Source organism: Bordetella sp. N (assembly GCF_001433395.1).
GTDB lineage: Bacteria > Pseudomonadota > Gammaproteobacteria > Burkholderiales > Burkholderiaceae_B > Bordetella_C.
Window position 1 is genome coordinate 277,220 of the sequence record NZ_CP013111.1, and the last position, 25,219, is coordinate 302,438.

Annotated in this window: 26 protein-coding genes; 11 read left to right on the forward strand and 15 right to left on the reverse strand. The window is 63.2% G+C overall.

The window, feature by feature from the left end; genetic code table 11:
* Positions 1-125: 125 nt before the first annotated feature.
* The 3 genes from ASB57_RS01180 to ASB57_RS01190 all read right to left on the reverse strand — a co-directional run bounded on the left by ASB57_RS01180 (position 126) and on the right by ASB57_RS01190 (position 2,373).
* Positions 126-1,097: an MBL fold metallo-hydrolase gene (locus ASB57_RS01180; protein WP_057649832.1), complete on the reverse strand. Its 972-nt coding sequence runs from the start codon at positions 1,095-1,097 to the stop codon at positions 126-128.
* Between the two features lie 107 nt (positions 1,098-1,204).
* A complete protein-coding gene (locus tag ASB57_RS01185) occupies positions 1,205-1,603 on the reverse strand; it encodes a YchJ family protein (RefSeq protein WP_156414032.1) in 399 nt (132 codons plus the stop codon).
* Between the two features lie 56 nt (positions 1,604-1,659).
* Positions 1,660-2,373, reverse strand: a complete 714-nt coding sequence (locus tag ASB57_RS01190) for a bifunctional 2-polyprenyl-6-hydroxyphenol methylase/3-demethylubiquinol 3-O-methyltransferase UbiG (protein WP_156414033.1) — start codon at positions 2,371-2,373, stop codon at positions 1,660-1,662.
* Between the two features lie 242 nt (positions 2,374-2,615).
* Between ASB57_RS01190 and ASB57_RS01200 the strand changes: the two genes are divergently transcribed.
* Positions 2,616-3,515, forward strand: a complete 900-nt coding sequence (locus tag ASB57_RS01200) for a LysR family transcriptional regulator (protein ID WP_057649837.1) — start codon at positions 2,616-2,618, stop codon at positions 3,513-3,515.
* A 51-nt stretch (positions 3,516-3,566) separates the two neighbouring features.
* On the opposite strand, the gene ASB57_RS01205 is transcribed toward ASB57_RS01200, so the two are convergent.
* The 6 genes from ASB57_RS01205 to ASB57_RS01230 all read right to left on the reverse strand — a co-directional run bounded on the left by ASB57_RS01205 (position 3,567) and on the right by ASB57_RS01230 (position 9,378).
* Positions 3,567-4,196: a glutathione S-transferase family protein gene (locus ASB57_RS01205; protein WP_057649839.1), complete on the reverse strand. Its 630-nt coding sequence runs from the start codon at positions 4,194-4,196 to the stop codon at positions 3,567-3,569.
* A 35-nt stretch (positions 4,197-4,231) separates the two neighbouring features.
* Complete coding sequence (locus tag ASB57_RS01210; protein WP_057649842.1) at positions 4,232-4,876, reverse strand: glutathione S-transferase family protein; 645 nt, start codon at positions 4,874-4,876, stop codon at positions 4,232-4,234.
* Between the two features lie 100 nt (positions 4,877-4,976).
* Complete coding sequence (locus ASB57_RS01215) at positions 4,977-5,363, reverse strand: hypothetical protein (protein WP_082621296.1); 387 nt, start codon at positions 5,361-5,363, stop codon at positions 4,977-4,979.
* A gap of 175 nt (positions 5,364-5,538) precedes the next feature.
* On the reverse strand, positions 5,539-6,990 hold the full coding sequence (locus ASB57_RS01220; protein WP_057649846.1) for a bifunctional 2-methylcitrate dehydratase/aconitate hydratase: 1,452 nt from the start codon (positions 6,988-6,990) through the stop codon (positions 5,539-5,541).
* Positions 6,991-7,085: 95 nt separating this feature from the next.
* Entirely contained in the window at positions 7,086-8,264 is a 1,179-nt protein-coding gene (gene prpC / locus ASB57_RS01225; RefSeq protein ID WP_057649848.1) for a 2-methylcitrate synthase, read from the reverse strand.
* 124 nt (positions 8,265-8,388) lie between these two features.
* The gene (locus ASB57_RS01230; RefSeq protein ID WP_057649850.1) at positions 8,389-9,378 is read right to left on the reverse strand and encodes a malate dehydrogenase; all 990 of its coding nucleotides are present in this window, start codon (positions 9,376-9,378) and stop codon (positions 8,389-8,391) included.
* Positions 9,379-9,714: 336 nt separating this feature from the next.
* Between ASB57_RS01230 and ASB57_RS01235 the strand changes: the two genes are divergently transcribed.
* The 8 genes from ASB57_RS01235 to ASB57_RS01270 all read left to right on the forward strand — a co-directional run bounded on the left by ASB57_RS01235 (position 9,715) and on the right by ASB57_RS01270 (position 16,065).
* Positions 9,715-10,500, forward strand: coding sequence for a GntR family transcriptional regulator (locus ASB57_RS01235; RefSeq protein WP_057649852.1), 786 nt, complete (start codon positions 9,715-9,717; stop codon positions 10,498-10,500).
* 147 nt (positions 10,501-10,647) lie between these two features.
* The gene (sdhC, locus tag ASB57_RS01240) at positions 10,648-11,061 is read left to right on the forward strand and encodes a succinate dehydrogenase, cytochrome b556 subunit (protein WP_057649853.1); all 414 of its coding nucleotides are present in this window, start codon (positions 10,648-10,650) and stop codon (positions 11,059-11,061) included.
* 2 nt (positions 11,062-11,063) lie between these two features.
* Entirely contained in the window at positions 11,064-11,447 is a 384-nt protein-coding gene (sdhD, locus tag ASB57_RS01245; protein WP_057649854.1) for a succinate dehydrogenase, hydrophobic membrane anchor protein, read from the forward strand.
* Between the two features lie 3 nt (positions 11,448-11,450).
* On the forward strand, positions 11,451-13,229 hold the full coding sequence (sdhA, locus tag ASB57_RS01250) for a succinate dehydrogenase flavoprotein subunit (protein ID WP_057649856.1): 1,779 nt from the start codon (positions 11,451-11,453) through the stop codon (positions 13,227-13,229).
* Positions 13,230-13,242: 13 nt separating this feature from the next.
* Positions 13,243-13,959, forward strand: a complete 717-nt coding sequence (locus tag ASB57_RS01255; protein WP_057649857.1) for a succinate dehydrogenase iron-sulfur subunit — start codon at positions 13,243-13,245, stop codon at positions 13,957-13,959.
* Positions 13,960-13,977: 18 nt separating this feature from the next.
* Positions 13,978-14,238 carry a succinate dehydrogenase assembly factor 2 gene (locus tag ASB57_RS01260; protein WP_057649859.1) on the forward strand — a complete coding sequence of 87 codons (261 nt, stop codon included), beginning with the start codon at positions 13,978-13,980 and terminating at the stop codon, positions 14,236-14,238.
* Between the two features lie 16 nt (positions 14,239-14,254).
* Positions 14,255-15,565: a citrate synthase gene (gene gltA, locus ASB57_RS01265; RefSeq protein WP_057649861.1), complete on the forward strand. Its 1,311-nt coding sequence runs from the start codon at positions 14,255-14,257 to the stop codon at positions 15,563-15,565.
* 218 nt (positions 15,566-15,783) lie between these two features.
* Positions 15,784-16,065, forward strand: coding sequence for a helix-turn-helix domain-containing protein (locus ASB57_RS01270; RefSeq protein ID WP_057649863.1), 282 nt, complete (start codon positions 15,784-15,786; stop codon positions 16,063-16,065).
* A gap of 35 nt (positions 16,066-16,100) precedes the next feature.
* Here the strand turns inward: ASB57_RS01270 and ASB57_RS01275 are convergent, their stop codons facing one another.
* From ASB57_RS01275 to ASB57_RS01290, 4 genes are all read right to left on the reverse strand, one after another.
* Positions 16,101-17,027 (reverse strand): AEC family transporter, encoded by a 927-nt coding sequence (locus tag ASB57_RS01275; RefSeq protein WP_057649865.1) that lies wholly within the window; start codon positions 17,025-17,027, stop codon positions 16,101-16,103.
* A 94-nt stretch (positions 17,028-17,121) separates the two neighbouring features.
* Positions 17,122-18,018 (reverse strand): LysR substrate-binding domain-containing protein, encoded by an 897-nt coding sequence (locus tag ASB57_RS01280; RefSeq protein ID WP_057649867.1) that lies wholly within the window; start codon positions 18,016-18,018, stop codon positions 17,122-17,124.
* 4 nt (positions 18,019-18,022) lie between these two features.
* Positions 18,023-18,475: a DUF2214 family protein gene (locus ASB57_RS01285; protein WP_057649868.1), complete on the reverse strand. Its 453-nt coding sequence runs from the start codon at positions 18,473-18,475 to the stop codon at positions 18,023-18,025.
* A 10-nt stretch (positions 18,476-18,485) separates the two neighbouring features.
* Positions 18,486-19,334: a LysR substrate-binding domain-containing protein gene (locus tag ASB57_RS01290; protein WP_057649870.1), complete on the reverse strand. Its 849-nt coding sequence runs from the start codon at positions 19,332-19,334 to the stop codon at positions 18,486-18,488.
* Positions 19,335-19,435: 101 nt separating this feature from the next.
* Between ASB57_RS01290 and ASB57_RS01295 the strand changes: the two genes are divergently transcribed.
* Complete coding sequence (locus ASB57_RS01295) at positions 19,436-20,416, forward strand: tripartite tricarboxylate transporter substrate binding protein (RefSeq protein WP_057649872.1); 981 nt, start codon at positions 19,436-19,438, stop codon at positions 20,414-20,416.
* An 81-nt stretch (positions 20,417-20,497) separates the two neighbouring features.
* Positions 20,498-21,601: an Ldh family oxidoreductase gene (locus tag ASB57_RS01300; RefSeq protein WP_057649873.1), complete on the forward strand. Its 1,104-nt coding sequence runs from the start codon at positions 20,498-20,500 to the stop codon at positions 21,599-21,601.
* On the opposite strand, the gene ASB57_RS01305 is transcribed toward ASB57_RS01300, so the two are convergent.
* Positions 21,574-22,428, reverse strand: coding sequence for an NAD(P)-dependent oxidoreductase (locus ASB57_RS01305; RefSeq protein WP_057649875.1), 855 nt, complete (start codon positions 22,426-22,428; stop codon positions 21,574-21,576). The two genes, ASB57_RS01300 and ASB57_RS01305, sit on opposite strands and share 28 nt — an antisense overlap.
* Before the next feature lie 135 nt (positions 22,429-22,563).
* On the reverse strand, positions 22,564-24,855 hold the full coding sequence (locus ASB57_RS01310) for an NADP-dependent malic enzyme (protein ID WP_057649878.1): 2,292 nt from the start codon (positions 24,853-24,855) through the stop codon (positions 22,564-22,566).
* Between the last annotated feature and the right edge of the window lie 364 nt (positions 24,856-25,219).

Genomic DNA, 25,219 nt, shown 5'->3' on the forward strand with positions numbered 1-25,219 from the left:
CCGGCTTTGCCGGTCCGCCAGTGCGGCCCCTTGAGGGGGGCGCGCGTAGCGCGCTGGGGTGGATGTTTCCTTCCGGTCCGCCAGTGCCGCCCCTTGAGGGGGGCGCTCCGCGCGGTAGGGGGAGACTACTTGCAACCCTCTTGGCAGCGGCCGTTGGCGTCGAACGCCATGGTTTTGCCAGATAACGGCACATAAGACGGCGCATGGACCTGCTTGATGAACGCTTCGGTCTTGCTGCCCGCCCGTACCTTGCCATTGACCGTGCCCACTTCATTGGCGTGCGAAGGAATCACGGAAACCGGCTTGACCAGGTCATTCATCACATAGGCCGCTTCCTTGGGCCCGGTGGTGAAACCATCGCCCATATTCATCACCGCCAGCCTGGCGTGATAAAGCCCGCGCACCACGCGGTCCTGGTCCGCGGTGACGCCCGTGTCGCCCGATAAATAAGCAACCAGCCCGTTGCTGAACGTCACTACGAAGCCCGTCGCCAGACCCACGTCGCCATAGATGCCGACGGCCTTCATTTCCTTGCCTAGCTCGCCACCGATGAAGTCCGGATCGACCCCGTTGCTATGCATGGCGGTGACCGTGGCGATACGCACGCCGCCCAGGGTCACGCTGCCGCCGAAACGCGCCAGCACGGAATTCGCGGGGTCGCCGCCGTTGGCCTTGAGCTTGGCGGCAAAGAACGGCGGCATGTCGCTGCCGCTGACGATCTTCGATTTCTTCGCCAGCGCGATTTCAACAGCCAGCGTGTTTGGCACCGAAGACACCGACACATCCGGGTTGGCGCAGGTGCCGGAATTGGGCGCCTTGTTGTGCGCGTTCCCAACATGGTCGCCGTGCATGTGGCTGATCAGGATGATGTCGATCTTGCCCAGGCGGGGATCGTCGGCACCCGCCACCGTGCGGCCCGGATCGTAGAGGATGCGCGTGCCGTTCGGGTCTTCGAAGACCAAAGCGCGGTCCTGCGGGCAGAATTCCCCATCGATGCCGCCAAGGGGCGTAACGCGGACGTTCTTCGTTTCCGCGGCAAGCGCCGCGGAAGAGGCAAGGGTCAGTGCGGCGAACAGCGCGGTAGTGACAAGTCGCATGGGAAGCTCCGGCAAAAAGTTGGGCACTGCGGGAGGGTAAATGCGGCGAGTATAAAAGCCGAACCGTAAATTGTCGAAACGTATACGATTGGCCCAATTGGCTCGCTTCACTTGTCGTGCAAGGTACCGTCCACGTAGAACCAGCGACCTTCTTCAAGCACGAAGCGGCTGGTTTCGTGCAGCCGTTCCCCCTTGCCTTGCCAGCGGCTGCGGGCGACGAATTCGACCGTGGCGTGAGTGTCGTCCTGCCGTGCATGCCCTTTGATGCTGAGGCCCAGCCATTTCAACCCGGCCGGGTTGGGCTCGATGCTGTCGGGCCGCGTGCCGGGATGCCAGGTGTCGCGCAGATAGTCGGTCAGGTCCAGGACGAAGGCGCTATAGCGTGAGCGCATCAGCGCCTGGGCATCGGGTGCCTGCAAGTGCAAGGCGCCGGCATGCCAACGGCCGCAGCAGCTGGAATAGGGGCGGCCGCTGTCGCAGGGGCAGGGGGAAGTATTCAAGGACATCGGGATCTCGGGAACAGGCATCGGGCTACCGTCGGACGATAACCCATACGCGCTGCTCAAGCGCCCGCCGGCACCCTTGCTGAGACCACCAGCCACCGGCCGAATATCGATTGCTTGGACCCGGCCTGTTGCCAATAGCGCTGCTCTTCATCGCAACGGGCGCGCTGCCGCTTGTGGCGGATGTGCATCATGCCGGGCAAGGCCAGCGCATATTCGACCATGCGCTTCGGCTTGGGCTCTTCGACGTCATGCAAAGTGATGTCCGTATAGCCGTAATGGCTCAACATCAGATGCAGCTGCGTGAACGACCAGGGAATGAAAGGAATATAGTCGCCACGTGTTTTGCCCACGGCAGGCGCGAAACCGGAATGGAAGCCACGCAGCAGATACTGGAACCTGGAACGCATGTACCAGGTGTTGGGCGTGGTGATGATCAGCGTGCCGCCGGGCCGGAGCTGCTTGTGGAAACTTTCCAGGGCCACGCCAGGATTGCACAACAGGTGCAGCGCCTCGCCGCATACCACCGCGTCATACGAGGGCCCGATACGCGGCAAGGGGTGATCCAGGTCATGCTCGCGCACGTCGCGGTAGCCGCTTTCCTGCGAGGGAAACTCCCACATGCCGACGCCGTCGATCTGGGGCGCCTGGCTCGTGCCGGTCGACAAGGCTTGTCCCAGCCAACCAAAGCCACAAGGGGCATCAAGAACCTGAAGACATTCGCGCTGGCGAATGATATCCACAACAACGGGGTGATAAGGCAGAGCGGGCATGGGCGTGCGCAAGAACAGGACACGACCATGCTAGCAGCTAGTAAGGTAATCGTCAGTTTCAAGAAGAAGGAGCCAGGTTTCCAGCTGTAGTTATCCGCGAGAAAGATAACGCCACGACAGGGCTGAAAATCTAGATATTCTGGCTGCGCTAGAATGCATAAATGCTTGATATTGCGATATAAGCACTACGAAACTGCATGGGTCAAAGGGCCGTGCAGGATACGCAGGCAAGGACGAACTTCATGGATTGGGACAACACCCGCATCTTCCTGTCGGTCTATCGGACCGGGACGTTGCGCGCCGCCGCGGCCCTGCTGCAGATCGACCAGGCCACGGTAGGGCGTCGCCTGGCCGCCTTGGAAAAATCGCTGGATGCGCGCCTGTTCCTGCGCACCTCGAACGGCTACGTGCCCACGCGCGCGGGTGAACTGGCCTTGCAGGCCGCGGAGGCCATGGAACGCGCCGCCGACCAGCTGGTGCGCCAGACCCAGGGGACCGATGAGCGCGTGTCGGGCACCGTGCGCGTGGCGACGTCGGACACCATCGGCAGCCATCTGATGATCGCCGCCGTCCAGAAGGTCCAGGCCGAACATCCCGACCTGCGGGTTGTGCTGACGACATCGATGCAGCTGACCAACCTGGCCCGGCGCGATGCCGACATCGCCGTGCGCAATGTGCGGCCGGACAACCCGGATCTGATTTCGCGGCGCCTGGCGCGGCGCGAAATGGGCCTTTATGCGGGCAAGACGTATCTGAAAGCCCACGGCGAGCCGCGCCGCGGCACGGCATTCGAAGGGCATGCTGTCGTGATCTACCAGCGCGCGTTGATGATGACGCGGCCGGACACTTTGGCCGGCGAGCCGTATGCGAACGCGCGCGTGGCCATGGAAGTGAATTCCGGGCTGGTGCTGCGCGAGGCCGTGCGTGCGGGCCTGGGGCTGGCTGAACTACCGGTGTATCTGGCGGACGGCGATCCGGCCTTGAAGCGGGTGTGGCCGGATCGCGCGGAGCACTACGACATCTGGATGGTGCTGCATGGCGACCTGCATCGGTCGGGCCGTGTGCGCGCGGTGGCCGATGCCATCGTCGATGTCTTCGCCACCAACACGACGGCGCCGCCGTTGTGCGATCGCCGCCGTTGAACGGAAGCGTTGCAGCCGGCAACCAGGCTGCATCCGCTCCCGGGACGGGCTTTACTTATCCAGCTTCACGTCGAAGCCACGCTTGACGCCGGGCCGCGCCATCAGGGCCTCGTACCAGCGCTTCACATTTGGAAAGTCGGCCAGGTCGACCTTGTGCTTCTCGTGGCGCCAGGCCCAGCCCACGATGGCGAAGTCCGCCACTGAAAGCGGACCCGCCACGAACTCCACCTGGGCCAGGCGGCGATCCAGCACGCCGTACAGGCGGCGCGTTTCAGCCACATAGCGCTGCGCGCCATAACGGCGGTCGGCCTCGTTGTCCAGACCGAGAAAATGATGCGCCTGGCCGGGCATCGGGCCGAAGCCGCCCATCTGCCACATCAGCCATTCCAGGACCGGAATGCGATCGACCAGCTTGGCCGGCAGGAACTTGCCGGTCTTTTCGCCGAGGTACAGCAGGATGGCGCCGGACTCGAACACGCTGACCGGCTTACCTTCAGGACCCTCGGGGTCGACGATGGCGGGAATGCGGTTGTTGGGGCTGATGCGCAGGAACGCCGGCTGGTGCTGTTCGCCGTTGCGGATGTCGACGGGATGCACCGAGTAGGGCAGGCCCATCTCTTCCAGCGCGACGCTGATCTTGCGGCCGTTAGGCGTATTCCAGGTATGAAGCTCAATGGTCATGGCGGGGGCTTTGCCTCGTTGCTGTCGAAAGCCGATTATGTCAGCGCCGGGGCGACATAGCGCTGAAAGGCGGGGCGCTGCCTCACGCCTTCATACCACTTCTGCAGATGCGGCAGGGCAGGGCGTTGTATCCCGTCCAGTTCCAGATAGCGACGGCAATAGGCGCCCAGCACGATATCGGCGAGGGAGAAGGCATTGCCTTCCACGTAGGCGCGTCCGGCCAGGTGCGTGTCCAGCATGCCCCACAGCGCGCCGCAGGCGTCGGCGCCTTTCTGGATGGCGGCCATGTCGCGTTCGGCGGGCGGCGTGCGTACGATGCCCCAGAACACATTGCGTTCCGCGGGTTGCAGGGTGGAGAGGGTCCAGTCGAGCCAGCGGTCGATGCTGGCGCGCAGGCGGGGCTGGGCCGGGTAGAGATCGTGGGACTTGTCCTGCGCCTGACCGGCGCCGTATTGCAGGGCCAGATAACGCATGATCGAATTCGATTCCCACAGGACGAAATCGCCGTCCTCCAAGGTCGGTACGCGACCGTTGGGATTCATGGCCAGGTATTCGGGTTCGTTATTGCGGCCGTGGTGCAGGCCCGCGTCGATGCGCTCGTAAGGCAGGCCCAGCTCGTCACAGCACCAGAGGACCTTTTGTACGTTGACCGAGTTGGCCCGGCCCCAGATCTTGATCACATGCGTCTCCTCGCGAAAGACGCAAGCTTGAACGCAAAGATGCGACAACGCAACGGGGGCGGCGGCCGCGGCCTGGCCGCCACAGGCGTCAGTACGGGCTTCAGCGGCGCAGCAGCATCAGCGTCCACAGGGAGATCATGGCGATCAGGCCGATCCAGCAGCCGGCCCACAGGCCCATCAATGGCCACTTGAGGCGCAGCGGCACTTTCTTGGGATCCACGTGCGCGAGGACCCGGTTGGCGTAGCCGAACAGGCCGAACTTCAGGGTGGGGAAGAACAGGCGCAGGAAGTAGTCCTGCAGGATGCCGGCTTGCAGCGAGCGGGGCAGGCGCTTGAACGGCTGCTTGGCCAGCAAGGGGTGGCGCATGGTGTCGTTCAGCTCGTTGAGCTTGAACAGGTAGATGAAGCCTAGCGAGACGACGGCGATGAAGAAGCAGGCGACGAAGACGTTGAAGGCAACGATCATCGCGTAATTGAGTGCGGGCATGAGCAGGGAGTGGGTGGGACGGCTTTCAGGAAGCGGAAAGGGTAACCTGTTCTCTTACAAAACTCCATTTTGTGGCGCCTGTGGGGGAAGGGGCGTGCCGGTTGGCACGCCCCGTTTTGTCGGGGCCTGCGGCGGAGCCGCGGCCCCGGCCAGGCCTGGCCAAGGCCGAGCATTGTCAAATCACATAAAGATCCACGTATTCGTGCACCGGCATGGCCTCCAGCCTGGCCTGGTCGAGTGACACATCCAGAATGCGCGCCTGCTGCCGGGCAGGGAACTGGCGGGCCAGATTGGTCCGGAATTTCGCCTCCAGCAGGGGAATGCCGTCGGCGCGGCGCCGTTTGTGGCCGATAGGATATTCGCAGACGACCTCGTCCAGCGCGCCGCCGTCCTTGAACACCACGGTCAAGGCGTTGGCGATGGAGCGCTTGTCCGGATCGTGATAATCCTTGGTGAACAGGGGATCCTCGACGCAGACGATACGATCCCGCAGCGCATCGATACGCGGATCGGCGGCCACGTCGTCTTCATAATCGCCGGCGGTCAGGCGTCCGAACAGGATGGGCACCGCCACCATGTACTGGATGCAGTGATCGCGGTCGGCCGGATTGGCCAGCGGGCCCTTCTTGTCGATGATGCGGATGCACGCTTCATGCGTGCGGATCGTGATTCCGGCGATATCGTCGGCCGTCTTGCCATGCTGCCGCAACAGGTCGTGCAGCTGCATCGCGCATTCCACCGCCGTCTGCGAATGAAACTCCGCCGGGAAGGAAATCTTGAACAGCACGTTTTCCATGACGTAGCTGCCGTAGGGGCGCTGGAACTCGAAAGGCTTGCCCTTGAAGAGCACGTCGTAGAAGCCCCAGGTCTTGGCGGTCAGCACGGAGGGGTAGCCCATCTCGCCGGTGCGCGCCATGAGCGCCAGCCGGACCGCGCGGCTGGTCGCGTCGCCTGCCGCCCAGCTTTTACGGCTGCCGGTGTTCGGGGTGTGCCGATAGGTGCGCAGGCTTTGCCCGTCGACCCAGGCCAGCGACACCGCGTTGATGACTTCCTCGCGGGACAGTCCCAGCATCTGGGCGACCACGGCGGTCGATGCCACTTTCACAAGCACCACATGGTCCAGGCCGACCTTGTTGAACGAATTTTCGAGCGCGATGCAGCCCTGGATTTCATGCGCCTTGATCATGCCGGTCAACACCTCGCGCATGGTCAGCGGCGCCTTGCCGGCGGCCACGGCATTGCGCGACAGCCAGTCGGCGGTGGCCAGGATGCCGCCCAGGTTGTCGGAAGGATGGCCCCATTCCGCGGCCAGCCAGGTGTCATTGAAATCCAGCCAGCGGATCATGGCGCCGATGTTGAAGGCGGCCTGGACCGGATCGAGCTGGAACTGGGTGCCGGGCACCTTGGCGCCGTTGGGCACGATGGTGCCGGGGACGATGGGCCCCAGCAGCTTGCGGCAGGCCGGATACTCCAGTGCTTCCAGGCCGCAGCCCAGGGTATCGATCAGGCAGTTGCGGGCGGTTTCATAAGCCAGGGGGCTGGCGATCTCGTAGTCCAGGACATAGTCGACGATGTCGACGAGAACCTGGTCGGGATCGGGGCGGACGTTGGAGACGTGCGTGGACATGGTGACAGGACCTCCCCATGCAGGGTTGCGCGATCTGCCTGGGCGGGACCGCCCGGGCAGATAAAAAAAGCCGGCGGGAGCCGGCTTTGTCTACATCACTTGCGCTTGTCGAGCGGGACGAACTTCTGATCTTCCGGACCCGTGTAGTTGGCGGTCGGACGGATGATCTTGTTGTCGATCCGCTGTTCGATGATGTGCGCGGACCAGCCGGCCGTGCGCGCGATGACGAACAGCGGGGTGAACATGGCGGTGGGCACGCCCATCATGTTGTAGCTGACGGCCGAGAACCAGTCCAGGTTGGGGAACATCTTCTTGATGTCCGCCATGACCGTTTCCAGGCGTTCGGCGATGTCGTACAGCTTGGTGGTGCCGGCCTGCTTGGACAGCTTGCGCGCCACTTCCTTGATGACCTTGTTGCGCGGGTCGGAGACCGTGTACACGGGGTGGCCGAAACCGATCACCACTTCCTTGTTTTCGACGCGGCGGCGGATGTCCGCTTCGGCATCATCGGGCGTGTCGTAGCGGCTTTGCACTTCGAAGGCCACTTCGTTGGCGCCGCCGTGCTTGGGACCGCGCAGCGCGCCGATGCCGCCGGTGATGGCGGAGTAGATGTCCGACCCGGTGCCGGCGACGACGCGGCAGGTGAAGGTCGACGCGTTGAACTCATGTTCCGCGTACAGGTTGAGCGACACGTGCATCGCCTTGACCCATTCATCGGACGGCGTGGCGCCGTGCAGCAGGTGCAGGAAGTGCCCGCCGATGCTGTCGTCGTCGGTTTCGACGTCGATGGAACGGCCATTGTGGCTGTAGTGGTACCAGTAGAGCAGGGCCGAGCCCAGGCTGGCCATGAGGCGGTCGGCGATATCGCGCGCGCCCGGGGTGTTGTGATCGTCTTTCTCCGGCAGCACGCAACCCAGCACGGACACGGCGGTACGCATCACGTCCATCGGGTGGCTGGATGCCGGCAGGGCTTCCAGCGCCACTTGCAGCTGCACCGGCAGGCCGCGCAGGGCACGCAGTTTCTGCTTGTAGGCTTTCAGCTCGGCTTTGTTGGGCAGCTTGCCGTGGACCAGCAGGTGGGCGATTTCCTCGAACTCGCTGGTGCCGGCGATGTCCAGGATGTCGTAGCCACGGTAGTGCAGGTCATTGCCGCTGCGTCCCACCGTGCAGAGCGCCGTATTGCCGGCGACCACGCCGGACAGCGCAACCGATTTCTTCGGCTTGAAACCCGGCTTTTCCTGCTCTTTGGTTTCCTTGATGCTGGAGGTACTCATCTTGTCTACTCCTGTAGTGGGAATCGGGACGCTTTTTTACGCCGGCCGCGGCCCGGCGTAAAAAAAAGCCCTGGCGTTAAAAAAATGGGCCCTTTTGATCGGGCCCATTTTTCATGTCGCTGGATTACTTCAGCAGGTCTTTCACGCCATCGCGCTCTTCGAGCAGCTCTTTCAGCGTGAAGTCCATGCGCTCACGCGAGAACGCGTCGATTTCCAGATCCTTGATGACGGTGTATTCGCCATTGGCCGTGGTGACCGGCACGCCGTAGATGATGCCTTCGGGGATGCCGTAGGAACCATCCGAGGGCACGCCCATGGTGACCCACTTGCCGTTGGTGCCCAGCACCCAGTCACGCACGTGATCGATGGCGGCGTTGGCGGCCGAGGCAGCCGACGACAGGCCACGCGCTTCGATGATGGCGGCGCCGCGCTTGCCCACGGTGGGGATGAACGTGTCCTTGTTCCAGGCGTCGTCGTTGATGATCTTGTTCAGGGCCTGGCCGCCGACGGTGGCGAAACGGGTGTCCGGATACATCGTGGGCGAGTGGTTGCCCCACACGACCAGCTTCTCGATGTCCGCGACCGGCTTGCCGGACTTGGCCGACAGTTGCGACAGGGCGCGGTTGTGATCCAGGCGCAGCATGGCGGTGAAGTTCTTGGCCGGCAGGTCCGGCGCCGACTTCATGGCGATGTAGGCGTTGGTGTTGGCCGGGTTGCCGACCACCAGGACCTTGACGGTGCGCTTGGCCACATCGTTCAGGGCCTTGCCCTGCGCCGTGAAGATCTGGGCGTTGACCGTCAGCAGGTCCTTGCGCTCCATGCCGGGGCCGCGCGGGCGGGCGCCCACGAGCAGGGCCACGTCGATATCCTTGAAGGCGGTGCGCGGATCGCTATGGGCGGTCACTTCCTGCAGCAGCGGGAAGGCGCAATCGTCCAACTCCATGATGACGCCCTTGAGGGCTTTCTGTGCCTTTTCGTCGGGGATTTCCAGCAATTGCAGGATGACGGGCTGGTCTTTGCCGAGCATCTCGCCGGAGGCGATGCGGAACAGCAGAGCGTAGCCGATTTGACCGGCGGCGCCGGTGACGGCGACGCGCAAAGCGGGCTTGGACATGAAAATTCTCCGTAAGGGTCGTCGAGAAAAAATCTCGCCGATTAGTGTAATCGTTGAGTCCGCGGAAAACGGATCCCTGCTGACTTTGGAAAAGTCTTTTGCGCCTGCGGAACGAATGCCTATTGCAGTGCGATGACACTACGGTGGAAGCCCCGCGAAGCAGGGCGTATCCTAAGACGAACGTGACGTTTACGTCAATTTGACTTATATCTTATATAAGACATAAGACGTTGGACACGCGTCATGCCGTTGTGCAACAATAGCGCCGCCCGGCGACAGCCCCGTTTCAGGTTCCTGCCTGAGCCGTCGCGGCCGCTGGCAAACTGAAGATAATCAATGGCAGATCCCCGGCTAGAAGCCCCCGCTTTAGGTAAGAATGCCGCTGGCCGTCCGGCCGGCGCGAGCGCCGCTTTCAGCCCGCTGTATCGCCAGATCAAGGACCTGCTGGTGCAGAGCCTGGATCGCGGCGAATGGAAGCCGGGTGAACTCATCCCCAGCGAAATCGATCTTGCCGCCCGTTTCCAGGTCAGCCAGGGCACGGTGCGCAAGGCCGTCGATGAACTGGCCGCCGAGCACGTGCTGCTGCGCCGCCAGGGCAAGGGTACTTTTGTCGCCACGCACCACGAAGCGCGCGTGCGCTATCGTTTCCTGCGCCTGGCCGCCGATGAAACCGCCGAAACCGAATCCGCCGAAAGCCGTATCGTGGACTGTCGCCGCTTGCGCGCGCCGGCCGATGTGGCGCGGGCACTCGAATTGCGCGCCGGCGAAACCGTGTTCGGCCTGCGCCGCCTGCTGACCTTCGGCGGCGTGCCCACGGTGCTGGACGATATCTATCTACCTGGAGCGGCGTTCCGCGGTCTGACCGTGGAGGCCCTGAGCGCCAACAAGGCGCCCCTCTATGGTTTTTTTGAATCCGAGTTTGGCGTCAGCATGATCCGCGCCGATGAAAAATTACGCGCCGTCGCCGCCACGGACGAAGCCGCCACTGCCCTCAGCGTGGCGGTCGGTTCGCCCCTGCTGCAGGTGGAGCGCATTTCGTATACGTACGGCGATCGGCCGATGGAAGTCCGGCGAGGTCTGTACCTGACCGATCGTTATCACTACCGCAACAGTTTGAATTGATGGAGTTTTTCAGTCGATTTGATAGCAACCCGTTACATGGGCGAAAATAGATAAGTTTTACCCCCAAGGGTTGGATCAATAGACCCGCCCCAGGGTCTGGGCATTCCCGCCATCACGATTTTTAGTTTCGAGACAACCGAGGTCGTCATGTCCGACACAGCTGCCAAGCCGCGTCCGCAGTTTCGCAATATCAGCATTGGTCAAATCGCCAAGTACCGCCTGCCATTGGCCGGCCGTCTGTCGATTCTTCATCGCGTCAGCGGCGCGTTGTTGTTCCTCTGTATTCCCTTGGTCATTTTGCCGTTGCTTGGCGCCAGTCTGGCGTCGCCTGAAAGCTTCGCCAGCGTGGCCTCGGTCGTGGGGCATCCGATCGTCAAATTGATACTGCTGGTTCTGATCTGGGGCTACCTGCACCACTTCTGCGCCGGTATCCGTTACCTGGCGCTGGACCTGCACCTTGGCATCGACAAGGATTCGGCCCGCAAGTCGGCCGGTATCGTGTTCGTGGTCAGCCTGGCGCTGACCGTGGTTTTCGGTCTCAAACTGTTCGGAGCCTGGTAATAATGGCCGCTACCAAGAATTACGGGCCCAAGCGCCTCGTCGTCGGCGCCCACTATGGCGTGATGGATTTCCTGGCCCAGCGCATCACCGCGATCATCATGGCGGTGTACACGCTGGTGTTGTTCATCGGCGTGCTGATCATGCCCGGCTTCAACTATGAAAGCTGGAAGGCGCTCTTCACGTTCCACGTCTATGCACTGCCCGTGGGCCAGTTGCTGGTCACGCTGGCTTTCCTGTCGCTGGCCTATCACGCCTGGATCGGCGTGCGCGACATCTGGATGGACTATGTGCGCCCCGTGGGTGTGCGCCTGCTGCTGCAGGTTCTGACCATCCTGTGGCTGGTCGGCTCGGTCGTGTATTTCGTGCAAATTATCTGGAGGCTCTAAGCCGTGGTCGCTGTCAAGAAATCCTTGCCGCGCCGCCAATTCGATGTGGTGGTGGTCGGCGCCGGCGGTGCCGGCATGCGGTGCTCCCTGCAACTGTCCCAAGCGGGACTGTCCGTGGCGGTTCTGTCCAAAGTTTTCCCCACCCGTTCGCACACCGTGGCGGCGCAGGGCGGCGTCAGCGCTTCGCTGGGCAATATGAGCGAAGACAACTGGTACTGGCACATGTACGACACCGTCAAGGGGTCGGATTGGCTGGGTGACCAGGACGCCATCGAATTCATGTGCCGTGAAGCGCCGAGCGCCGTCTACGAGATGGAACACTTCGGCATGCCGTTCGACCGCAACGCGGACGGCACCATCTATCAGCGTCCCTTCGGCGGCCACACCGCCAACTTCGGCGAGAAGCCGGTGCAGCGTGCCTGTGCCGCCGCCGACCGTACGGGCCACGCTCTGCTGCACACGCTGTATCAGCGCAACGTCGCCACGCGGACCCAGTTCTTCGTGGAATGGATGGCGCTGGACCTGGTGCGCGCGGAAAACGGCGACGTGGTCGGCGTGACCGCGCTGGAAATGGAAACCGGCGAAATCTATCTGCTGGAAGCCAAGACCACGGTGCTGGCCACCGGCGGCGCCGGCCGTATCTGGGCCGCGTCCACCAATGCCTTCATCAACACCGGTGACGGCCTGGGCATGGCGGCTCGTGCCGGCATCGCGCTGCAGGACATGGAGTTCTGGCAGTTCCACCCGACCGGCGTGGCCGGCGCGGGTGTGCTGATCACCGAAGGCGTGCGTGGCGAAGGCGGCATCCTGTTGAACAAGGATGGCGAGCGCTTCATGGAGCGCTATGCGCCCACGCTGAAGGATCTGGCGCCGCGTGACTTCGTGTCGCGTTCGATGGACCAGGAAATCAAGGAAGGCCGCGGTTGCGGTCCGGACGGCAGCTACGTGGTGCTGAAGCTGGATCACCTGGGCGCCGACGTCATCAACAAGCGTCTGCCCTCGATCCGCGAAATCGCCATCAAGTTCGGCAACGTCGATCCGATCAAGGAACCGATCCCGGTCGTGCCCACCATCCACTATCAGATGGGCGGCATCCCGGCGAACTACCATGGCCAGGTGGTCGACTGGAAGGACGGCGAGTCCAAGGTCGTCAACGGCCTGTACGCCATCGGCGAATGCGCCGCGGTGTCGGTGCACGGCGCCAACCGCCTGGGCACCAACTCGCTGCTGGACCTGATCGTGTTCGGTCGCGCCACCGGCAACCACATCGTCAACTCGCACCCCGAGCGTCAACGCGCGCACCAGACGGTGTCGCAGTCGTCCATCGATTTTTCGCTGGACCGCGTCAACGCCCTGGAAAACCGTACCGGCGGCGAGAAGACCCAATACGTGGCCAACGCGATTCGCGCGTCGATGCAGCGTCATTGCGGCGTGTTCCGCACGCTGGACCTGTTGAACGAAGGCGTGGGGCAGATCGAAGAGCTGGCCCTGCAGGCCAACAACATCTCGTTCAACGACAAGTCCAAGGTGTTCAACACGGCTCGTATCGAGGCGCTGGAACTGGCCAACATGACCGAAGTGGCGCGCGCCACCATCAAGTCGGCCGCCAACCGCACCGAGAGCCGTGGCGCCCACGCCCTGGACGACCACCCGACCCGCGACGACGAGAACTGGCTGAAGCACACCCTCTGGTACACGGAAGGCAGCCGTCTGGACTACAAACCGGTTCAGATGAAGCCCCTGACCGTCGAGTCCTTCCCGCCCAAGGCGCGTACTTTCTAAGCAGGATGCCCGCATGAGCACCAAGCGTATCGTTAAATTCGAGATCTACCGCTACGATCCTGACAAGGACGAGCGTCCGTATATGCAGAAGCTGGACGTCGAACTCCAGCCCACCGACAAGATGCTTCTTGATGCGCTGGTGCGTATCAAGAACGATGTCGACGACAGCCTGGCCCTGCGCCGCTCGTGCCGTGAAGGCGTGTGCGGTTCGGACGCCATGAACATCAACGGGAAGAACGGGCTTGCCTGTACAACCAACCTGCTCGAGCTCAAGGAACCTATCGTTCTGAAGCCGCTGCCAGGCTTGCCGGTGATTCGCGATCTGATCGTGGACATGACGCACTTCTTCAACCAGTATCACTCGATCAAGCCGTATCTGATCAACGATACGCCGCCCCCCGAGCGCGAGCGTCTGCAGTCGCCGGAAGCGCGCGAGGAACTGGACGGTCTGTATGAGTGCATCCTGTGTGCGTGCTGCTCGACGTCCTGCCCGTCGTTCTGGTGGAACCCGGACAAGTTCGTCGGCCCCGCTGGCCTGCTGCAAGCCTACCGCTTCATCGCCGATAGCCGCGATGAAGCCACGGGCTCGCGTCTGGACAACCTGGAGGATCCGTATCGACTGTTCCGTTGCCACACCATCATGAACTGCGTCGACGTTTGCCCGAAGGGTCTGAACCCGACGAAGGCAATCGGCAAGATCAAGGAACTGATGGTTCGGCGAGCAGTCTAGTCATAGAAAGGTGTGAATATGAGCGAGCTGACCGATCTTGATCGCACCCGCCTGCGCTGGCGGGCGCGGCGCGGTCTGCTCGAGAACGACCTGATTATTACCAAGTACCTGGACGCGTACGAGTCGTCCTTGTCGAATGAGGACGTTGCTGGCTTGACGCAATTGTTCGAACTCGGCGACAACGACTTGCTCGATCTGTTGCTGGCGAGAAAAGAGCCGGAAGGCGATCTGGATACGCCGAAGCTACGCGAAATCATCCACAAGATGCGCGAGCTATAACTTAGAGAGGAATGTGATGAAACTGTCAGACAAAAAAGCCACCCTATCTTTTTCGGACGGCTCCGCTCCCGTCGATTTTCCGATTTACCAGGGTACGGTAGGTCCGGACGTCATCGACATTCGCAAGTTGTACGGTCAGACCGGCATGTTCACGTATGACCCGGGCTTCATGTCCACGGCAGCGTGCTCCTCGGCCATCACCTATATCGATGGCGACAAGGGCGAGTTGCTGTATCGCGGCTACCCCATCGAGCAGCTGGCGGTGAACTGCGACTTCCTCGATATCTGCTACCTGATCCTGAATGGTGAATTGCCCGACGTCGCTCAAAAGGCGGACTTCGACTCGCAAGTCACCAATCACACGATGGTCAACGAGCAGCTGCACTTCTTCCTGCGTGGCTTCCGCCGTGACGCGCACCCGATGGCTGTGTTGACCGGTCTGGTCGGCGCACTGTCGGCGTTCTATCACGACTCGCTGGACATCACCAATCCGCAGCACCGTCACATCTCCGCGATCCGTCTGATCGCCAAGATGCCGACCCTGGTGGCGATGGCGTACAAGTACTCGCAAGGCCAGCCCTTCATCTATCCGCAGAACGACCTGTCGTACACCGGCAACTTCCTGCGCATGATGTTCGCGACGCCGTGCGCGGACTACAAGGTGAATGACGTGGTCGAGCGCGCGCTGGACCGCATCTTCATCCTGCATGCCGATCACGAGCAGAATGCTTCGACTTCGACCGTGCGTCTGTGCGGTTCGTCGGGCACCAACCCGTTCGCGGCCATCGCTGCTGGCGTGGCTTGCCTGTGGGGTCCCGCTCACGGTGGCGCCAACGAAGCTTGCCTGCAGATGCTGGAACAGCTGCAAGCCGAAGGCGGCGTGGCCAAGGTTGGCGAGTTCATGGAGAAGGTCAAGGACAAGAACTCGGGCGTGCGCCTGATGGGCTTTGGCCACCGCGTGTACAAGAACTACGACCCGCGCGCCAAGCTGATGCAGCAGACGTGCAAGGAAGTGCTGGCGGCCCTGGGCCTGGAAAACGATCCGCTGTTCAAGCTCTCCATGGAGCTGGAGCGTATCGCCCTGGAAGATCCGTACTTCGTGGATCGCAAGCTGTACCCGAACGTCGACTTCTACTCGGGCATCGTGCAACGCGCCATCGGCATCCCCACCGCGCTGTTCACCGCCAACTTCGCGCTGGCTCGCACCGTGGGCTGGATCGCCCAGTGGAACGAAATGCTGTCGGATCCCGATTACAAGATCGGCCGTCCGCGTCAGCTGTTCACCGGTTCGGTGTCGCGCGACGTTCCGACCCGCGCCAAGAAGTAATCGCGCTGTCCGCGCCGGGTTACTCCGGCGTTAGCGATGAAAAAAGCCTGTGCTTAACGCACAGGCTTTTTTTTGCCTTCGCGCCACGTAAGGGCGTGTCGGATCAGTCCTATTTTTGCGGTGACATGGAACGACCGGACGGAGAGTTTTCCGTAAGCAAGGGGCGACGTTGTGGCGCTTGCGACAAAGCGCTTCCGGGAACTGAAGGAGTCGAGACCATGAGCAAGCAAACATATGGCAGCGTATGGGATGCCATAGAGGACACGCCGGCACAAGCTGAGAATATGAAGCTCCGGTCGGAGCTGATGAGTGCGCTGAAGACGTATGTCTCTCGCTCGGAGATGAGTCAGGCACAGGCCGCCCAAGTGTTCGGCGTGACGCAACCGCGCGTGTCCGACCTGATGCGCGGCAAGATCGACCTGTTTGGCCTGGACGCGCTCGTGAACATGGCCTCGGCAGCGGGGCTGCATGTAGAAATGCGCATCCGGGAAACCGCGTGACCGCGGCCTGCCCGGCAAGGCCGCCGGCGGCGGCCTTATAGCCAGGACGTCAGCAGCAGGACGGACGCGGGCAGGGAGATGCCGGCAATGACGGTCTGGACAGCGATGATGCCGGCCATCAGGGGAGCGTCGCCGCCCAGCTGGCGGGCCATGATGTAGGACGACGAGGCGGTGGGCAGGGCCTGGAAGATGATGGCGGCAGTGGCCGCAGGCCCGCTCAGGTTGAAGACGTGGCACGCGAGCACGGTGACCAGGGGCATCAGAGCGAACTTGAACAGCGACGCGAACAGGGTCGGGCGCATCCACGTACGGGCCGCAGCGAAATCCAATGCCGCACCGACACATAGCAGGCCCAGCGGCAAGGACGCCTGCCCCAAGGACTTGAGCACCTGTTCCAGGACGCCAGGCAAGGGCAGGTCAGTGACCTTCAGCATGATGCCGATGACGCTTGCCACCACCAGCGGATTCAGCGCCAGCTGCTTCAGCACGTTCTTCAAGGACAACTGGCCGATGTTGCCGTAGCGGGCGAACACCAGCACGCACAGGACGTTGACCGTGGGAATGATGGCGGCATTGGCCACGGCCGCCAGTGCAACGCCCTGGGCGCCCAGCAAGCCCGCCGCGGCAGAGATGCCTACGTAGTTGTTGAAACGGATGCCACCCTGGAAGATCGACGTGAACGCCGGGTCGCCGACGCCGGCCGTCCGGCGCGTCGCCAGCACCACCAGCGCCACGATGGTGGTCGAACACACCAAGGTCGCCACCATGGCCTTGATAGGCAGGCCGTCGAGCTTGGCGGTTGCCAGGCCATGCACGAACAAGGCAGGCAGCAGGATGTAGTAGCTGAGCTTCTCGGCCTGGGCCCAGAAGGGGTCGGACAGCACCTTGCGACGGCGTAGCTCCCAACCCAGCGCGATCAATAATGCGATGGGGGCAACCGAGGCGAGCAACGCGGCAATCATCCAGTCTCCAGTATGCGTTTATCAGGCTACGCAATGAATAGAGCCAGAACGATAACGCCAGCGACTAATAACGTAAAACGATAAATAATCCGCGTTAGCTTGAGAAAATCTTATTGGTCCGCTCCGCGCAGTCCTGAATCTCGTGTGCCACGGCTTGGGCGAAGGGGAGGGACGGACGGCCTTCGCGTTCGAGGATGACGACCTTGCGGTGGCGTTGGGGGCTGCCGAAAGGCAGGCAGGTCAGGCCCTGCGCGGTGGCCTGCTGGCTGGTGAAGAGCGGTACGATGCCGGCGCCGAGGCCGCGGGACACCATCTGGACGATGGCTTCCAGGTCATCGAGTTCCATGCCGATGTCGAACTTCAGTTTTTGTTTGCGCAGTTCGCGCGTGATCGTGCGCCCGGCCCAGGAATGCTGGTCGAAGCGGATCAGCGGATACTCCTGCAGGATGCGGCGCGCATCTTTATTCGCGGCTTCGCGCGGCGCCACCACCCAGTAGTCTTCCCGATAGAGCGGCGTGCTGAACAAGCCCGGTGGATGCGGCTTCACCGGTTCAGTGGTGATCGCCACGTCCAGTTCGTCGTTGGTCAAACGCACCGCCAATTCCGCCGACAGGCCGGACGAAACGAGAATGCGCAGCTTGGGATGTTTGGCCTGCAACTGCGCCAGCGCGGCCGGCAGGATGTCGGCGAAGATCGACCGTATCGCGCCCAGCCGCAAACGGCCCGACAGTTTTTCGCTCTCCACCAGCTCCGTGTGCAAACCGTCGTACAAGGCCAGAATCTCGTGAGCCCGCTCCAGCACGATCTTGCCCGCATCGGTCAGTGTAGGCACCCGATGCGACCGATCGAACAGCATCGCATTGAACTCGCGTTCCAGCTGACGCACCTGCAGACTGACCGCCGACTGCGTCAGATACACCGCTTCCGCGGCTCGCACGAAAGAGCCATGCTGCGCAATGGCGACCAGGGTTCTTAAGGCACGTAGGGACACAGGTTTAACGCCCCACGCCGCGCGCCATCATCGCGGCGCATAGGGGCAAGAGGATGAACAAGTAGGCTTCGATCATCACCCAGCGGCGGATGCGGGCGATTTCCTGGTTGGTGGGCACGAAACCCGGCAGATGACGCGCCTGGCGCCGCCACTTGATGAAGGCGATGGTGGGCCGCGCGGAGCACAGGGCGATGACGACGAACAGGGTCATCTTGGCGTGGAACCAGGGATTGGGCGTGTAGAACTGCACGCCCTTGGCGCCCAGAAACAACCGCAACAAGCCCGTCACCAGCACCAGCACCGCACAGGCCGCATAGAAGATGTCGTAGTTCGCCAGGCGCCGCACGGTGGTGGCCTGCATGTCGGGGCGCAGCAGCACGGCCTGGGCAGTCATGGGAACGAGCAAGCCAAAAATGGCCATGTAATGCAGCCAGGCAAGCAGGGCGTCGGTCACCATGGTGTCTCCTTCAGAAACTGCAATGCTGCAGTGAATCGAAAAGCCGTTGCGCCAAAGGTTGGGCGCCCAGGGAACTCAGGTAAAGATTGAAACTGACGTCGGGCAGCCGCGGCAGCGCCGCATCGTCGCCCAGCACGCGTAAATCGTTGCCCAGCATTTCAACGGAACGGGCCGTCACGCCCAGCCCGGCACGCACGGCGGCCCGCACGCCCACGACGGTAGGTGAAGTGTAGGTGATCCGCCACGACACGCCGGCACGCTCCAGATGCTCGATGGCCAGACGCCGGAACAGGCTCGATTCAGCAGCAACGATCAAGGGCAGTGGCCGGGCCGGGTCATGGCGATAGTTGGCGGCGCACATCCAGACGATGGGCGACGTGCGCAGCGTCAGCGCCCGCAGCTCGGGCGCCTCGCACGCCGCCACCGTCATGTCGATGTCGCCCTGGCGCAGCGCCTGCACCAGATGCGGGCTGCGTCCCATATGGATCGCGATCTTCAGCTCGGGATAAAGCGTGGAGCAGTGCGCCAGCAGATTGGGCAGGATGGTGTCGGCGATATCGTGCGGCGCCCCCAGGCGCACTTCGCCCGTGACGCTGCGGCCATCGATGGCCATGCACGCCTCGTCATTGAGCGCCAACAGGCGGCGCGCGTAGTCGAGCAACTGGCGGCCTTCCGTCGTCAGGCGTTTGGCACGCCCGCTACGCTCGAACAGCCGCTTGCCGGATTGCGTTTCCAGCCGTTGCATCTGCTGGGTCACGGCCGACTGGCTGCGCGTCACGCTCTGCGCCGCAGCGGCAAAGGACTCCCGTTCGACCACGGCGACGAAGGTCCGCAGCAGCTCCATGTCCAGATTACGCATGTCACTTCAGTTTTTCTGATGTATTTCAATGGAAAAGTGGCTTTTTTGCCTGTCTCTGGCTGTTTATAGTCCTTGAATCATAAAAAACCAAGGAGACAACGATGACACAGAGATATTTGCGGGCCTTCACCCTGGCGGCCGCGTTCGCCGGCGTCCTGGCGCTGCACGGACCCGCGGCCGCCGCCGGCTACCCGGACCGGCCCATCCGCATGATCGCGCCGTTCGCGCCGGGCGGCGGCTCCGACGTCGTGGCCCGCCTGGTGGCGCAGAAGCTGACCCCCATCCTGGGACAATCCGTGGTGGTGGAGAACCGCCCCGGCGCGTCGGGCATCATCGGCGCCGACCACGTGGCCAAGGCCACGCCGGACGGCTACACCATCCTGATGACCAACAGCGCGTTGACCAGCAATCCCTGGCTGTACAAGACCCTGCCGTACAACACGGAAAAGGACTTCGTGCCGGTGATCGAACTGGCCAGTTCCCCGACCTTGCTGGCGGCCTATCCCAAGGTGCCGTTCAACACGGTGACCGAACTGGTGGCCTACGCCAAGCAGCATCCCAAGCACGTGACGGTGGGCACACCCGGCGCGGGCCAGATGTCGCATCTGGCCGCGGAAATGCTGGAGCAGGCCAGCGGTGCTGAGTTGATGATGGTCCATTACAAGGGCACGGCGAATTCGCTGGCGGATCTGATCAGCGGCAACATCATGATGTCCTTCGGGACGGTGCCGGGCTTCGTCAACCAGATCAAGGCGGGCAAGCTCAAGCCGATCGCCGTCGCCAGTGCGCACCGGGTAGCGGCGCTGCCCGACGTGCCGACCGTGGCGGAGACCTATCCCGGCTTCGAGATGACGGTCTGGTTCGGCGTGTTCACGCCAGCCGGAACCCCCACCGCCGTGGTGCAGAAACTGAATGCCGCGATGGAGGAGGCGCTGAAGGACCCCACGGTGCGCAGCCGCTTCGCGGACGAAGGCCTGGAGCCCGTGGCGGGTTCGCCGGCGCAATTCGACGCGCTGTTCCGCAAGGACCTGGCGGGCTGGGGCAAGTTCATCAAGGAACGCGGCATCCGCATCGCGGACTGATCCCGGCAAGAAGCGCCAGGCAACAAGCACCAGGCAACGAGCAGCACGCGACAAGCACCAAGCAACAGGAAGGATCTGATCATGCAGAAATCTGGCAATACTCCCGCCGCAACGCCTGCCGGTCCGGCGCTGGACCCCGACGCCTTGCGCGCCTTCGCGGCCGCGGTGTACCGCAGTGCCGACGTCCCGGAACAGGATGCCCAGCTGGCCGCCGACACCCTGGTCCAGGCCGACCTCTGGGGCCACCAATCGCACGGCATGCTGCGGCTGGGCTGGTACTACGCGCGGCTGCGCTCCGGCGCGATGAAGGCGCGCACCGAGTGCCGCATCGCGGTCGACGGCGGCGCGGTAGCCGTGCTGGACGGCGCCGACGGCATCGGCCAGGTGGTCGCGCGGCGCGCCACCGACGAGGCCGTGCAGCGGGCCCGCAAGCATGGCGTGGCGGTGGTGTCGGTGCGCAACTCCAATCACTTCGGCACGTGCATGTACTACACGCGCATCGGCGCGCAGGCCGGTTGCGTGATGATGCTCATGAGCAATGCCGGGCCGAACATGGCGCCCTGGGGCGGCCTGAAGAAGAAGATAGGCACCAACCCCTGGTCGCTGGCGGCGCCGGCGGGCGCTCGTCCGCCCATCGTCATGGACATGGCCAACTCCGGCGTGGCGCGCGGCAAGATCTATCTGGCCAACAATCGTCATGAGTCGATTCCCAGCCATTGGGCCATCGACAAGCATGGCAATCCCACCACCGACCCGGCCGCCGCGTTGGAAGGCTTCATCCTGCCGATGGCGGGGCACAAGGGCTATGTGATGGGGGTGATGATAGACGTGCTGTCGGGCGTGCTGTCCGGCAGCGAATTCCTCGACGGTGTGCATGGGCCCTACGATCCGGTCAATCGCAGCGGCGCGGGGCACTTCATGCTGGCGGTGAACGTGGCGGCGCTGATGCCGATCGAGGAATTCAACGCGCGCATGGACGCCTATATCGCATCGCTCAAGGACGTCCCCGTGGCGCCCGGCCACGAGCAGGTCTGGTACCCCGGTGAAATGGAGGCCCAGGCCGACCAGCGCAACCGCGCCGCCGGCCTGTACCTTGCCCAGGAAACCCTGGCCGACCTGGCCCGCGTTGGCGCCGAGGCGGGCGTGCCCTGGAAGGATTACTTCGCCGCGGACCGCAAGGTGTAATCGGCCATGATGGCCCAGTCGCGCTCCGCGCCGCCAGCCTCGACGGCCTTGCTCATCTGCGCGTGCACCGCGTCCAGCATGGGCAGCGGCGCGGCCAGGGGCGCGGCCGCCTCGCGGGCCAGGCGCAGGTCCTTCAGCCCCAGCTGGGCCTTGAAGCCCGGCTGGTACGTGCCTTCGCTGATGATCTTCGAGTAGACCCGATACGAGCGGCCGGCGAACAGCGTACCCAGGATCAACTCGAAGAAGTCATCGCGCGGCACGCCGTTGGCGTCGGTCAGCGACGCGGCTTCGGCCATGGCTTCGATCGCCATGGCGATCATCATGTTGCAGGCGACCTTGGCCGCATGCGCGCCCGCGGGCTGTTCGCCAAGCGGCCAGATTTTCTTGCCGATGGCTTCCAGGACGGGCCGCACGCGCTCCATGGCGGCCGGCGCGCCCGCCGCCAGGATGTTCAGCTCGCCCTTGGCGGCCACGTCGGGACGCCCCAGCACCGGCGCGGCCACGTAGGCGACACCAGCCTTCTGGTGATGCTCCTGCAAGGCCTGCGAAAAGGCGACGGAGATGGTGGAGCTGACGATATGCACTACACCCGGCCGCGCGGCGGCGAGCACGCCGGCATCGAGCAGGGCGGTGCTGATCGCGGCATCGTCCGCCAACATGGTCAGCACGGCATCCGCCTGGAAGGCGTCGGCCGGGGTGGCCACCATCGTGACGCCGGCGACCTCGCCGCCCGAGCGGTTCCAGCATTTGACGTCGTGGCCGGCGGCCACCAGGTTGGCGGCCATCGCGCGACCCATGGCGCCCAGGCCTATCAATCCGATTTCCATGTCTTGCTCCTTGCCAGATGAATGCAGATAACGAAGGGTAAGGGCAGAAGGGCGCGCCGTCGACCCCGGCCCGCGCAATGAAAAAAGCCCCGCCGCGAAAATGCGGCGGGGCCTTTCAAGGCACTGAGCTTGCGATCAACGCGGACGTTGAGTCGCCTCCTGCTGCGCATCCACGACGGCCAGGGCCGTCATGTTGACGATACGCCGCACCGTGGCGCTGTTCGTCAGGATGTGCACCGGACGCGCGGCGCCCAGCAGGATGGGGCCCATCGCGATACCGTTGCTGCCAGTCATCTTCAGCATGTTGTACGTGATGTTGCCAGTGTCCAGATTGGGCATGACCAACAGGTTGGCCGGGCCCTTCAGCTTGCTGTCCGGATAGGAAGCGGCGCGGATCTTGTCCGACAGCGCCGCGTCGGCATGCATCTCGCCATCCACTTCCAGATCGGGCGCGCGCTGTTCGACCAGCTCGCGTGCCTTGGCCATCTTGTTCGACGATTCCGTCGGACGGCTGCCGAAGTTCGAATGCGACAGCAGGGCGATCTTGGGCACCACGCCGAAACGCAGCATCTCGTCAGCCGCCTGCACGGTGATGTCGGCCACCTGTTCGGCGTCCGGATTCTCGTTGACGTGCGTGTCGGTGATGAACAGGGTCTGGTCGGGCAGCATCAGCACGTTCAGCGCGGCATACGTGGAAGCACCTTCCTTGCGGCCGATGACTTCATCGATGTACTTCAGCTGATTGTCGTAGCGGCTGCTCACGCCGCACAGCAGCGCGTCGCCGTCGCCGCGGCGCAGCAGCATGGCGCCGATCAGGGTGTTGTGCTTGCGCACCATGCCCTTGGCGATCGTGGGCGTGACGCCCTGGCGGCCGCGCATCTGGAAGTAGGCATTCCACGTTTCGGTGAAGCGCTCGTCATCTTCCGGATCGACGATCTGGATGTCCTTGCCCACGGCCAGGCGCAAGCCGAACTTCTGGATGCGCATCTCGATAACCGACGGACGGCCGATCAGGATGGGCTGGGCCAGCTTCTCGTCGACCACGGTCTGCACGGCGCGCAGGACGCGTTCGTCTTCGCCGTCGGCGTAGATGACGCGCTTGGGCGCTTTCTTGGCCTGCTGGAACAGCGGGCGCATCAGCTGGCCCGAGTGGTACACGAAGCCCATCAGCTTCTGGCGATAGGCCTCGATGTCCTGGATCGGACGGGCGGCCACGCCCGAGTCGGCGGCGGCTTGCGCCACGGCCGGCGCGATCTGCACGATCAGGCGCGGATCGAAGGGCTTGGGAATGATGTATTCCGGGCCGAAGGTCAGGTCCTGGCCGGGATAGGCGCGGGCCACTTCATCGTTCTGCTCGGCTTCGGCCAGCTCGGCGATCGCCTTCACGCAGGCCAGCTTCATTTCCTCGGTGATGCGGCTGGCGCCGGCATCCATGGCGCCGCGGAAGATGAAGGGGAAGCACAGCACGTTGTTGACCTGGTTCGGGTAGTCCGAACGGCCGGTGGCGATGATGCAGTCGGGGCGGGCGGCCTTGGCGACTTCCGGGCGGATTTCCGGGTCGGGGTTGGCCAGGGCCAGGATCAGGGGCTGGGTGCCCATGGTCTTGACCATGTCGCCGGTCAGCACGCCGGCGGTCGAGCAACCCAGGAACACGTCGGCGTCCTTGACGATGTCGGCCAGGGTGCGCGCGTCGGTTTCCTGCGCATAACGCAGCTTGTTGGGTTCCATATTGGCTTCACGGCCGACCCAGATCACGCCACGCGAGTCGGTCACGTAGATGTTCTGCTTGCGCACGCCCAGGTGGACCAGCAGGTCCAGGCAGGCGATGGCGGCGGCGCCGGCGCCCGAGCACACCAGCTTGACGTCCTCGATGCGCTTGTTGACCACTTTCAGGCCGTTCAGGATGGCGGCCGACGAGATGATGGCGGTGCCGTGCTGGTCGTCATGGAAGACCGGGATCTTCATGCGCTCGCGCAGCTTCTTCTCGATGTAGAAGCACTCGGGCGCCTTGATATCTTCCAGGTTGACGCCGCCCAGCGTGGGCTCCAGCGCCGCGATGATGTCGACCAGCTTGTCCGGATCGGTTTCGGCCAGTTCGATGTCGAACACGTCGATGCCGGCGAATTTCTTGAACAGGCAGCCCTTGCCTTCCATCACCGGCTTGGCGGCCAGCGGACCGATATTGCCCAGGCCCAGCACGGCCGTGCCGTTGGTGATCACGCCCACCAGGTTGCCCCGCGAGGTGTACTTGGAAGCGGCATCGTCGCCTTCGGCATGAATGGCCATGCAGGCGGCGGCCACGCCGGGCGAGTAGGCCAGGGACAGATCGTCCTGCGTGGCCAGGGTCTTGGTCGGCGTGACCGAAATCTTGCCGGGCGTCGGATATTGGTGATAGTCCAACGCCAATTTGGTCAGGTTGTCATCCATTGCTTACTGCCTTTAACGATGCGAAATTGGGGCGGCGAGGCCGTCAGTCGGGACGCAATCGAGAATGAATCGGGATTGCGAAAGACGGCAAGAATAGCGCTTATTGCTGTCACTGGTCACATCGGTGGTATGCCGAAACAGTTTCCTTTTCATGTTGCGATGCCGCAAATTTGCGCCGAGACAGTGCCTGGGTTTGTTTCTGCAACGCAACATCAAGTCCCGTCACGGAAATTTAAAGATCTGAATCCGAAATAGCCCCGAGTTTTGATTCTGGCAAAGCGCTATACTCCGCCGAATAGGCTATTGAGGCTTGTACGCGCCTTCTGCCCCGCTATCCGCTAACCGGTGAAGCCGTGTCGCGGAA